Annotated in this window: 10 protein-coding genes; 3 read left to right on the forward strand and 7 right to left on the reverse strand. The window is 39.5% G+C overall.

All coding sequences use genetic code 11. The features are described from left to right. Positions 1 to 22: 22 nt before the first annotated feature. On the reverse strand, positions 23 to 958 hold the full coding sequence (argF, locus tag ACKC4Y_RS09090; protein ID WP_409361403.1) for an ornithine carbamoyltransferase: 936 nt from the start codon (positions 956 to 958) through the stop codon (positions 23 to 25). Then, on the reverse strand, positions 955 to 2,169 hold the full coding sequence (locus tag ACKC4Y_RS09095) for an aspartate aminotransferase family protein (RefSeq protein WP_409361404.1): 1,215 nt from the start codon (positions 2,167 to 2,169) through the stop codon (positions 955 to 957). Before ACKC4Y_RS09095 ends, argF begins: the two co-directional genes overlap by 4 nt. A 481-nt stretch (positions 2,170 to 2,650) precedes the next feature. Here ACKC4Y_RS09095 and ACKC4Y_RS09100 point away from each other — a divergent pair, with 481 nt between their 5' ends. Beyond that, entirely contained in the window at positions 2,651 to 3,181 is a 531-nt protein-coding gene (locus tag ACKC4Y_RS09100) for a GcrA family cell cycle regulator (RefSeq protein ID WP_409361405.1), read from the forward strand. Positions 3,182 to 3,854: 673 nt separating this feature from the next. Here the strand turns inward: ACKC4Y_RS09100 and ACKC4Y_RS09105 are convergent. Genes ACKC4Y_RS09105 through ccmA form a run of 5 tightly spaced genes read right to left on the reverse strand, consistent with a single transcriptional unit; the run spans position 3,855 to position 6,809 of the window. Further along, positions 3,855 to 4,481, reverse strand: coding sequence for a DsbE family thiol:disulfide interchange protein (locus ACKC4Y_RS09105; protein ID WP_409361406.1), 627 nt, complete (start codon positions 4,479 to 4,481; stop codon positions 3,855 to 3,857). Beyond that, positions 4,456 to 4,707 (reverse strand): hypothetical protein, encoded by a 252-nt coding sequence (locus ACKC4Y_RS09110; RefSeq protein ID WP_409361407.1) that lies wholly within the window; start codon positions 4,705 to 4,707, stop codon positions 4,456 to 4,458. The genes ACKC4Y_RS09105 and ACKC4Y_RS09110 overlap by 26 nt, the downstream gene beginning before the upstream one ends. A 14-nt stretch (positions 4,708 to 4,721) precedes the next feature. Next, positions 4,722 to 5,474 carry a heme ABC transporter permease gene (locus ACKC4Y_RS09115; RefSeq protein ID WP_409361408.1) on the reverse strand — a complete coding sequence of 251 codons (753 nt, stop codon included), beginning with the start codon at positions 5,472 to 5,474 and terminating at the stop codon, positions 4,722 to 4,724. A 46-nt stretch (positions 5,475 to 5,520) separates the two neighbouring features. After that, entirely contained in the window at positions 5,521 to 6,186 is a 666-nt protein-coding gene (gene ccmB, locus ACKC4Y_RS09120) for a heme exporter protein CcmB (RefSeq protein ID WP_409361409.1), read from the reverse strand. Next, on the reverse strand, positions 6,183 to 6,809 hold the full coding sequence (gene ccmA, locus ACKC4Y_RS09125) for a heme ABC exporter ATP-binding protein CcmA (protein ID WP_409361410.1): 627 nt from the start codon (positions 6,807 to 6,809) through the stop codon (positions 6,183 to 6,185). Before ccmA ends, ccmB begins: the two co-directional genes overlap by 4 nt. Positions 6,810 to 7,110: 301 nt before the next feature. Here ccmA and acnA point away from each other — a divergent pair, with 301 nt between their 5' ends. Together acnA and rpsT are read left to right on the forward strand one after the other, a co-directional pair. Next, positions 7,111 to 9,798: an aconitate hydratase AcnA gene (acnA, locus tag ACKC4Y_RS09130; protein ID WP_409361411.1), complete on the forward strand. Its 2,688-nt coding sequence runs from the start codon at positions 7,111 to 7,113 to the stop codon at positions 9,796 to 9,798. Between the two features lie 229 nt (positions 9,799 to 10,027). Next, the gene (gene rpsT, locus ACKC4Y_RS09135; protein WP_409361412.1) at positions 10,028 to 10,294 is read left to right on the forward strand and encodes a 30S ribosomal protein S20; all 267 of its coding nucleotides are present in this window, start codon (positions 10,028 to 10,030) and stop codon (positions 10,292 to 10,294) included. Positions 10,295 to 11,055 lie beyond the last annotated feature (761 nt).

Below are 11,055 nucleotides of genomic sequence, written 5' to 3' on the forward strand. Positions count from 1 at the left end.
TTATATAATTTATTTTGACAATCTATTGTGAAGAGAAAAAGGCATCTTGTAAACACCAAGAAAGAATTGCTTTTTGAGCATGAAGACGATTTTCAGCTTCGTCGAAAACAACAGAATGCGGTCCATCGATCACGGAATCTACGACTTCTTCGCCACGATGAGCAGGCAGACAATGCATGAAGAGAGCATTGGGTTTAGCTAATTTCATTAAAGCTTCATTAACTTGGTAAGGCTGGAAAATAGAATGACTACGGGCACGAAATTCTTGCCCCATAGAAACCCATGTATCGGTCATAATGCAATCGGCATCTTTGGCAGCTTCTTGAGGATTGTTTGTAAGCATAATATTAGCACCGCGCTCACATGCCCAGTTAACATACTTTTCTTGTGGTTCATTGCCTTTTGGTGTAGCAATACGCAGATGAAAATCAAAAAGAGCAGCAGCTTCAATAAGGGAATGAAGCACATTGTTGCCATCTCCCATCCACGCAAATGTTTTGCTTGCAACTGGTCCACGGTGTTCTTCATAGGTCATTATATCCGTTAAAGTTTGGCAAGGATGAGTATCATCTGTGAGCGCATTAATAATGGGAACTTGGGCATATTGTGCCAATTCGAGCATCCGATGATGTGCTGTTGTACGTATTATGATAATATCCACAAAACGTGATAATACACGCGCTGTATCAGCGATAGTTTCGCTATAGCCGAGCTGCATTTCTGAGCCTGTTAGCATGATCGTCTCCCCACCAAGCTGACGCATACCGACATCAAATGAAACACGGGTTCGTGTGGATGGTTTTTCAAAAATCATCGCTAGTGTTTTACCAACAAAGGGTTTTAAATCTTTTCCTGTTTTTAAGGTTATTTTGAGGGTTTTCGCATATTCGATAAGAGTGCGCGCTGTATGCGGAGTTAAAATAGATAAGTCAGTGAAGTGGCGGGGAGCATTTTTCATGGTATAATTACTTGTCTTTCTTGGTTTGTTGACGAAAGATGAGCAATTGCTTTTTCAATACGCTGTAAACCTTCATATATTTCTTCTTCAGTTATGATAAGGGGAGGTAATAAACGGACAATATTATTACCAGCACCAACACATAAAAGACGTTCGTTTTCTAATGCATTAATGACAATATGAGAAGGAACAACACACTGAATACCGAGCATAAGGCCTACGCCTTGAATTGCACAGATAATGTCAGGATAAGCGCTTAGAATAGATGAAAGTCCCTTTTTTAGCTTATCTCCCATGTGCTGAACATGCTCGAGAAAACCTGATTCTAATATGATATCAAGAACACTGTTGCCTATCGCCATTCCAAGAAGATTTCCTCCAAAGGTTGATCCGTGGGTCCCTGGTGTCATACTTTTTGCAGCTTTATCTGTTGCAAGACAGGCTCCCAACGGAAATCCGCCCCCCAGCCCCTTTGCGAGGGTAAGAATATCAGGTGTGATATCACTCCATTCATAGGCAAAAAGCTTCCCTGTTCGTCCAATACCTGTTTGAACTTCATCCAAAATCAATAACAGATCATTATCATTGCATATTGTACGCAAAAACTTTAAATATTCATAAGGGACCGTTCGTATCCCTCCTTCTCCCTGAATAGGTTCAATAAGGATGGCAGCGGTATTTTTATTGATAGCGTTACGCAAAGCGTTTTCATCACAAAAAGGAATTTGGATAAATCCACCAGCTTTAGGTCCAAAACCCTTCAGATATTTTTCTTCTCCAGTAGCAGCAAGTGTTGCAAGTGTACGTCCGTGAAATGCGCCTTCAAAAGTAATAATTTCAACGCGTGTTGGATGGCCAGATGCATAATGAGTGTGACGAGCAGTTTTGAATGCGCATTCCAGTGCTTCAGCACCGGAATTGCAGAAAAATACCTTATCAGCAAAGCTATTTTCACAAAGGCGTGCAGCTAAAACTTCTTGTTCAGGGGATTGGAAAAGATTAGAAACATGCCAAAGTTTTTCAGCTTGTATTTTCAGAGTATCAACCAATTTTGGATGTGCATACCCCAACACATTGACAGCAATACCAGATGTGAAATCAAGATAGCGCTCTCCTTTATCGGAAATAAGCCATACACCATTACCTTGTTTGAAACGCAAATTACGCCGAGCAAAGCACTGATAAAGCGGCTGTATCGTGGTAGCATCCATGATTATTTCCTTTATGTTTTAAACTCTGCAATACAATAAATAAAACAATGCTGCAAACAAAACACATTGCATCTTTTATCTTTGAACATAATGCAATCAGTGTTTCATTACGATCAATTTCCACACTATAGATGATTGTACTGATTGGCGAAAAGTTAATAAAGGTTCTGCAAAAAAACATATATGGAAAAAAGCTTTAAGCAAAAACGATAGTTTGGCCTATGATTGATTCGCAAGTTGGGGAAAACATCTTAAATAGACTCTTCAAGAGGGAAAGGCTCTTGTCATAGAGTTAATGCATATTGTAGTTTAGAACAGCAAGCAAGATTGTGTTTCAGTTTATAAATTCCATAGGGTGAGTGAAGTTTTTTGTACTCGAAGAGAGATACAATTTTTTCATTCGGCTCTTTGAAGATATGATTGAAATATTTGAAAGGCAAAGAGATACCTCCCAATGAGGTGATCAGAATGGAGTGCTAATATGGGTTGGACATGCGAACGCGTTGAACTTCTTAAGAAGCTTTGGAGTGAGGGGTTAAGTGCAAGTCAGATTGCTGCTCAGTTAGGTGGGGTTAGTAGGAATGCAGTAATTGGTAAAGTGCACCGATTAAAACTACCAGGGCGTGGCAAGACAACACAAGGAGCATCACGTGCACAAAAGACACTTGTGGGCGTCAGTTCATCGACTCCGCGGATACGTCGCACCACATCGACGGTATTACCAACGAATGTTGCTTCTTGCAGTGTTGGAGCAGCAGCTTTAAAGATAGATATTGTAGCGGAGGATGTGACAGAAGTTGATGTGTCCGCAAAATCAAATGTGGTGCCTATATCACGCCAGCTTAATCTTTTGCAATTAAGTGAAAATACATGTAGATGGCCAGTTGGCGATCCCTTATCGTCGGATTTTCATTTTTGTGGCGCTGATTCTGGTGAAAACGGTCCTTATTGCGCCTTTCATGCCAAGATAGCATTTCAGCCAATCTCTGAAAGACGGCGGATAAGAATATAATATTTACAATGTGATTTATATTGCATTTTATAACTTAGCATTAAATTTCAGCTCATATGAGAGAGAGATTTGTGAAGGTGCAGTTTTTCATGAATAGAGAAATTTTTTCCTCTATGGGGCTCGTTCAAAATTTATTTTTCTGTGCTATTGTATAATTATGTATCGGAAGGGCTGCAAACCATTGCCTATTTTCGGGGTCTTTTTTTCATTTAGCTTTACGGCTTTCAAAAGCATTCACAGCAATATCTTTAAATAATGGGAATTTTGCAGAGCCTCACGTTTTTGTTTTTATGCATCTTTTGTCTTTAATAGAATTACCACTTCACATAGAAGTGCATGTGATTTTGCTCTTTGTTTACCCACTTGTTTTAAAGAGACATTTATCTTTATTCCTAATTCCATTGCTCATGAGTAGCATAACGCAAGATTCGTAGAACACGTTATTTTTATGCTTATGAAAGCATACACCACCAGCATCATCTTTATATTTACCAACGCTCAATATTGTTACCTGTTCCTGCAATTAAGATGGCCAGATATATTTTTCTTTCTTAAATGGTTTTTATCCATACATCGCTTTTTCTTGTGATGCGCAAGAAAAGTTTTGTAAGAGGGGAGATGAAATGAGAAAATATTCCTGTATTTGTTATTCTCATTTAATATGGGAAAATGATTAATTATCTTTATAAATCAATTCTTTATTTTTTGATGTTTCTTCTGTCATTATAGCCTTTTCGATTTTTGGCAGAAGTTTTTTATAATAAATTTGCCATGTTAAGGGGCCAATGTGTCTGGCAATGATAATGCTTTCTTTATTCAAAAGAAAGGTTTCTGGTGGTCCATAGACCCCCCAGTTAATGGCTGCATGCCCTGAAACATCAAAGCCAATAGCTTTAAAAGGATCACCAAAATGATTCAGAAAGCGTTGAGCGCTCTCTTTGTTATCTTTATAATTAATGCCAATGAGATCAAAACGTTGATCTTGTGCAATTTTCATAAGAAGAGGATGCTCTTCACGACAAGGTAAACACCAAGATCCCCAAAAATTGACTAATGTTACGCGCCCTTTAAACTGTTCCGAATCCAAATAAGTTTCATTTTTAAGTAAGGGAAGATTGGTTTTGGGGGCATGCTTTCCAGCTAATGCATTTGGGAGAAGAGAAGTATCATTAGGATTTTTATTGTTCATAAAGTTGAAAAAAAGCATAATAAGAAGAAGAAAAAGCACAAATGGTCCAAAAAGACCAAATAAGACCGGCAAAGATATGTTTTTTTTAGGTTTTGGAGGGGGAATTTTCATTATATTTTTCTCTTCGAAACAGCCCTTTTTCGTTGAGTTGTTGTAGGATTTTTTTTTGGTATATACTTGTGCGAAGAATATGCCCAATAAAACACAGGAGAGAAATTGCGGAAAGCATATAGCTCAAAATAACAATTTGCTCGTGGTGAAGGGCACCAAGGAAAAAATCAATTTTCTGAGACAGATTTCCCAGAAGTCCGCTATGGGTGCTATTTAGGTCGAGCATGATGAAGAGTCCTGTTATTTTGCACGGCGGGCTTCTTTGATCTGAAGTATTTGGATATGACGACGATTGATTTCATTTCGCATAGCCATCAAATAGAGCAAAATAAACATAAAGGTGAAACAAAATATCATTGTGATAAGGGGCCATAGCATAGCACGGTCAATTGTTGTTCCTCCTGAACGTAACAGCGATGCTGATTGATGCAGTGTATTCCACCAATTAACGGAAAATTTGATAATGGGGATATTCACAAATCCCACGAGTGTTAGAATTGCTGTAGCGCGTGCAGCTTTTACTTGGTTATCAAAAGCGCGAGCAAGCATGATAATGGTAAGGTAAATAAAAAATAGGATTAAAACTGATGTTAGCCGTGCGTCCCATACCCACCATGTTCCCCATGTCGGCCGTCCCCAAAGCGCTCCTGTTATCAAGGCTAGGGCTGTAAAAATTGCACCAATGGGTGCTCCACATTTGAGTGCCACATCAGCAAGATGATATCTCCAAATCAGACTTCCTAGTGCAACGGCACTCATTATTATATAACAGAACGTAGACAGCCACGCGAATGGTACATGAATGTACATAATCTTAACGGTGATACCCTGTTGATAGTCATCAGGGGAACGCATAATCAGAATAACCCCTAAGACCAGAAAACACAATGTTATACTGGTTAACCAAGGCAAAACGGCACTAGTTATTTTCATAAAACGGGTAAAACTTGCAGGGAGTGACCTCATTTTATGTATGCGAGATATTCCATTCATGCAATTTATAATAGGCAGAGTTTAGCTTTACGGCAATAATCTTTTGCTATTCTGATAAAAACTTGAGCGTTATAGCTGCAACAAAAGAGCTAAAAAGACTCAAAAGAAGCGAAAAAGCGATAAGAAGAGCCAAGGCAGTGAGAAAAGAGATATTTGGATTTACTGGGGCTATAGCAGCCGAAACACCAAAAATCATGATTGGAATGATCCACGGAAAAATGATGATGAAAGTAAGAAGAGTGCTGTATAACAACGACGTTGCAAGGGCTGCGCCTATAGCACCAATAAAAATAATGGCGGGTGTACCGCATAAAAGGGAGAGCATTGTTGTAAAAGTTATCATTGCATCTAAATGGAGTATGAATGCTAAAATAGGAGTAGCCAAAATAAGCGGAAGCATAGTTCCCACCCAATGTGCAAAGCATTTGATAAATACAATCAGTGTGAAACTTTGTCTTTGTCCAGAAAGGATGAATTGGTCAAGATTTCCATCATCGCGATCAGTTTGAAAAAGTTTATTTAAGTTTAGGAGCCCTGCGAGAAGGGCTCCAATCCATAATATCCCTGGCCCTATTTGTGCGAGAACTTTTGGATTTGGCCCAATGGCGAAGGGAGTTATCATGATAACAGCAATAAAAAACAAAAGCCCTGTTAACGAAGAAGCTTGTGGTGCTAAGATTAATCTAAGATCACGCCAGAATAGTGCCTTCATTCTATTCTCTCTTGGGAAGGTAAAAATTTTTCTAGGGCGATTTTATGGTTTTCTGGGATGCCGAGAGAACTATGGGTTGCTGTGATAATCATACCGCCTTGGTTGAGATGGTGCTGAAAAATATTGGCAAGAACAGTTTGAGCGTGACTATCAATTCCAGATATTGGTTCATCTAAAATCCAAATGGGTCGATAGGAGAGCAAAAGGCGGGCAATGGCTACACGTCTTTTTTGTCCTGTTGACAAAACGTTGAAGGGTAAGTGTCCAAGATCTGAGAGACCAATATCAGCAAGGGCTTCGTGTGGATAGCGTAGATGTTGCCCATAAAATGCTGACCAAAATTGCAGATTATCAATGATGGAGAGGAAAGGTTTCATAGCATTTTGGGGACCAAGGTAATGACATGCGGTTGCTACAGGGTATATTTTTTCATGGTCTTTAAGGATTACATGACCTTCAGCAGCGTCAAAAAGACCAACAATGATTCGTAGTAATGTAGATTTCCCGATTCCATTTGGACCTGTAATTGTCATAAGTTGCTGTGGGAACAAACAAAAAGAAAGATCTTGGAACAGAACAGTTTCATTTCTGTAAGCCGCTAAATCTTTACCTGATAACACCATGTCATTACCTATTTTGCTTCTGATTTCTATAATCTTTATTGCATTATAGGATAAAAAAAACATGTTTTTTATGCAATTGTACCTAGAATAGTTCTAGAAATAGTTCTATAAGACGTTTGTTACATCAATATCTGGTGTAGAGTGGTTTTTGGCGCCGATTTCCGAATTTGCCGATGAGAAGGTGGAGGGGGAAATGAATGGTGGAGGTGATCGCGTCTGCGCTCAAGCTGCGACCTTGACTCGTAGTTTGTGTTGTTCATTCCGTGAAATTGGGTGGTTTGTAGTATGAGGGTGGACGGTCATGTCTCAAATTGATAGTTTTAATTGTCGTAGAACTTTAGATGTTTGTGGCAAAGAATATACTTATTATAGTTTGATCGAAGCGGAGAAGAATGGACTCAAGGGTGTCTCTCATTTGCCGTTTTCAATGAAAGTTATTCTCGAAAATTTGTTACGATTTGAGGATGGACGTTCGGTCAAAAAAGAAGATATTCTAAACATTGCTAAGTGGTTAAATGACAAAGGCAACGCTGGTGCGGAAATTGCCTACCGCCCCGCACGTGTTCTTATGCAAGATTTCACAGGTGTTCCTGCTGTTGTCGACCTTTCTGCGATGCGTGATGCCATGGTCAAACTTGGAGGAAACGCTGAAAAAATCAATCCTCTCATTCCTGTTGATCTCGTCATCGATCATTCTATTATCGTTGATTATTTTGGTAATTCTATGGCTTTTAACGACAATGTTGAGTGTGAATATGAACGCAACAGCGAACGTTATCGTTTCCTTAAGTGGGGACAGCAAGCTTTTCAAAATTTTCGCGTTGTTCCTCCAGGAACGGGAATTTGCCATCAGGTGAATTTAGAATATTTAGCACAATGTGTTTGGCTAAAAGATGAAGAAGGGTCTCAGACGGTCTATCCTGATACTTGTGTAGGGACGGATTCGCATACAACTATGGTCAATGGTTTAGGCGTTTTAGGTTGGGGTGTTGGTGGTATTGAAGCAGAGGCGGCAATGTTAGGACAGCCTGTCTCTATGTTGTTGCCTGAAGTGATTGGTTTCCGTCTAACAGGTAGGCTTAAGGAGGGCGTAACTGCTACTGATTTAGTGTTGACGGTTACGCAAATTTTACGCAAGAAGGGTGTTGTTGGTAAGTTTGTTGAATTTTTTGGTCCAGGTTTGGAGCACATGACACTCGCTGATCGGGCGACGATTGCGAATATGGCACCAGAATATGGGGCAACGTGTGGTTTTTTTCCAATTGACAAAGAAACAGTGCGTTATCTCAATATGACGGGGCGTGATAAAAGTCGGATTGCTCTAGTAGAAGCTTATTCCAAAGCACAAGGGATGTGGCATGACGAGATGATCGCCAATCCCATTTTTAGTGATACAATTGAATTAGATATGGAAAGTGTTGTGCCTTCTATGGCCGGTCCTAAACGTCCTGAAGGGCGTATTGCATTAGAAAGTGTTGGACAGGGTTTTGAGGTAGCATTGTCTAGTGACTATAAGAAGACTGTTGGGCAAGAGGACCGTTATAGAGTTGAGGGTAAGGAATACACACTTGGTCATGGTGATGTGGTGATTGCTGCAATTACTTCTTGTACGAATACATCAAATCCAAGCGTTCTTATTGCTGCAGGTCTTTTGGCACGTAATGCTGTAGCGAAAGGTCTCAAGAGTAAACCGTGGGTTAAGACTTCTCTTGCGCCTGGCTCGCAAGTCGTTGAGGCTTATCTTATCAATTCAGGTCTGCAAAAAGATTTAAATACACTAGGGTTTAACTTAGTCGGTTTTGGGTGCACGACGTGTATAGGAAATTCTGGTCCTTTGTATCCAGCTATTTCAAAAACGATTAATGATAATGGTTTAATCACTGCTGCAGTTCTTTCAGGAAACCGTAATTTTGAAGGGCGTGTATCGCCTGATGTGCAAGCCAATTATTTAGCTTCGCCACCGCTGGTTGTCGCACATGCTTTGGCTGGAACAGTACGTAAAGATTTAACCAAAGAACCTCTTGGTGAAGGTTCAGATGGGCAACCGGTTTACTTGAGAGACATTTGGCCAACTTCTAAAGAGATACAGGAATTTATCGAGAAGAATATTACACGTAAGATTTTTGTCGAAAAATACGCGGATGTCTTTAAGGGAGACGAAAATTGGCAAAAAGTTCAAGCTCCCACGGGTGTTACTTATTCTTGGGATGAGCAATCAACGTATGTGCGTAATCCGCCTTATTTTGATAATATGCAGAAAATCCCTGAGGTGCTATCAGATATTAAAGAAGCACGAATCCTAGGTTTGTTTGGTGATAAAATCACGACAGATCATATTTCTCCTGCTGGTTCTATTAAAGTTGATTCTCCTGCTGGAAAATATCTAACTGATCATGGGGTTAAAGTGGCTGATTTTAACCAGTACGGAACGCGTCGTGGGAATCATGAAGTTATGATGCGGGGGACCTTTGCCAATATTCGCATTCGTAACTTTATGTTAGGGGAGAATGGTCGTGAAGGAGGCTATACAGTTCACTATCCATCAGGAACAGAGCAAACAATTTATGATGCAGCAATGGCGTATAAGCGGGAAGGTGTTCCGCTCGTTGTTTTTTCTGGTATTGAATACGGCAATGGGTCATCTCGTGATTGGGCGGCTAAAGGTACCAATCTTCTTGGTGTAAAAGCGGTGATTGCTCAGTCTTTTGAGAGGATTCATCGCTCTAATCTCGTTGGCATGGGGATTGTACCCTTTGTTTTTGAAGCTGGTGTAAGTTGGCAATCACTTGGTTTAAGAGGAGATGAAAAGGTAACGATTGAAGGAATTCATGACTTAAAACCCCGTCAGAAAACTGTGGCTACAATCACTTTTGCTGATGGAACGATAAAAGCTGTTCCATTATTGTGCCGTGTCGATACTGAAGATGAGCTGGATTATCTGCATCATGGTGGAATTTTGCAATATGTTTTGCGTAATCTGGCAGTTTAAACCGCATCTGTTCGTTTAGGAGTGTCTTAAAACGATTAAGTGGGATATCAAGGGAATGATTTTCCTTTTTTATGCTCCACTTTTGAGAATTCGATTGACGTTGGCTTAAGGATTGCGCTATAAGCTGCGCAGTTATCAACAACTTTATAGTTTGGTTTAGATTTGTTTGTATTGGTTAGGGGTATCACTTAGGCTGTTCCTACCAGTGAGTTGAAAGAGAGATATATTTATGGCGAATACACCTTCGGCTCAAAAGGCAGTGCGCAAAGTTGCAGCGCGCACCCAAGTTAATCGAGCTCGCCGTTCACGCGTTCGTACCTTCATGCGTAAATTTGATGATGCTTTGGCTGGTGGCGATAAGGCATGTGCGGAAATAGCATTTAAGAATTTTGAACCTGAAATTATGCGTGCTGTTTCCAAAGGGGTTTTTCATAAAAATGCTGCAGCACGAAAAGTATCGCGTTTAGCAAAACGTTTGAAGGCTCTTAACGTTTAAGTTTTTGCGATTTTGTTAAAAATCAAATTTTTTAGGAATCAAACCAGCATCCCTATGGATGCTGGTTTTTTTATTTTCTGAAAATACGGAGAGCTCGATTAACTTGGGTGCGCGCTGCAATTTTGCGCATTGCCTTTTTTAAGAGGGGAATATGCAGTGATTCTCACCATAAAAGAGTAGAGAAAATTAATAAAAATTGTATGGTTATCCACAAGCTTTGTGGATTTTTACAGAGTCTTTTTTGTCAAGCTTTTTTATTTTTTTTTTTTCATCCGAATAAATTCTTTATTATTGGTAAATTTAGAGAAAAAAAAGTGAATTGAATCAATTATTTTTCTCATTCTATGTTGATAACAGCAGGTTTATAGCGATTATTTAGGTGCTTTTGATTTTATTTTGACCTCTTGCATTTTACCTCTGCTGTTTTGTATGGTTCTCATGAAGATTAAAAACATACAGGGTTCACATTAGCGCATTATCCTGTGTGATATTGAGTTTAAGATCCTTTGGTTTAGGCTGTTAGGGGCTCTCGAGTTGGATAGGTTTTCTGACGTATTTTTTAGTTTTCTTGATTGGTATGTTTTTCGTTTTAAAAGAATGGATCATATCATGAGTGCATGTAAATCTTATTGTCATCTTTGTTGGTGGGGTTGGGATGAGATTATCCTGGGGGAGGGTAAATAATCTTATTTGGGATAGGGCGTTTTTGCTTTCGCTAAGTTTATCTTTAGCTGTTTGGCAATAACAAGGTTTGTATTTTT

Origin of the sequence: Bartonella heixiaziensis, assembly GCF_046245125.2 — a bacterium.
GTDB classification, from domain to species: Bacteria; Pseudomonadota; Alphaproteobacteria; order Rhizobiales; family Rhizobiaceae; genus Bartonella; species Bartonella heixiaziensis.

Excerpts from the sequence above, each read along its gene's own strand:
- ccmA (WP_409361410.1), bottom strand. The coding sequence starts at position 6,809 with ATGGTGTTATCAGGTAAAGATTTAGCGGCTTACAGAAATGAAACTGTT.
- ACKC4Y_RS09100 (WP_409361405.1), top strand. The coding sequence starts at position 2,651 with ATGGGTTGGACATGCGAACGCGTTGAACTTCTTAAGAAGCTTTGGAGT.
- ACKC4Y_RS09115 (WP_409361408.1), bottom strand. The coding sequence starts at position 5,474 with ATGAATGGAATATCTCGCATACATAAAATGAGGTCACTCCCTGCAAGT.
- rpsT (WP_409361412.1), top strand. The coding sequence starts at position 10,028 with ATGGCGAATACACCTTCGGCTCAAAAGGCAGTGCGCAAAGTTGCAGCG.
- ACKC4Y_RS09105 (WP_409361406.1), bottom strand. The coding sequence starts at position 4,481 with ATGAAAATTCCCCCTCCAAAACCTAAAAAAAACATATCTTTGCCGGTC.
- ccmB (WP_409361409.1), bottom strand. The coding sequence starts at position 6,186 with ATGAAGGCACTATTCTGGCGTGATCTTAGATTAATCTTAGCACCACAA.
- acnA (WP_409361411.1), top strand. The coding sequence starts at position 7,111 with ATGTCTCAAATTGATAGTTTTAATTGTCGTAGAACTTTAGATGTTTGT.
- argF (WP_409361403.1), bottom strand. The coding sequence starts at position 958 with ATGAAAAATGCTCCCCGCCACTTCACTGACTTATCTATTTTAACTCCG.
- ACKC4Y_RS09110 (WP_409361407.1), bottom strand. The coding sequence starts at position 4,707 with ATGCTCGACCTAAATAGCACCCATAGCGGACTTCTGGGAAATCTGTCT.
- ACKC4Y_RS09095 (WP_409361404.1), bottom strand. The coding sequence starts at position 2,169 with ATGGATGCTACCACGATACAGCCGCTTTATCAGTGCTTTGCTCGGCGT.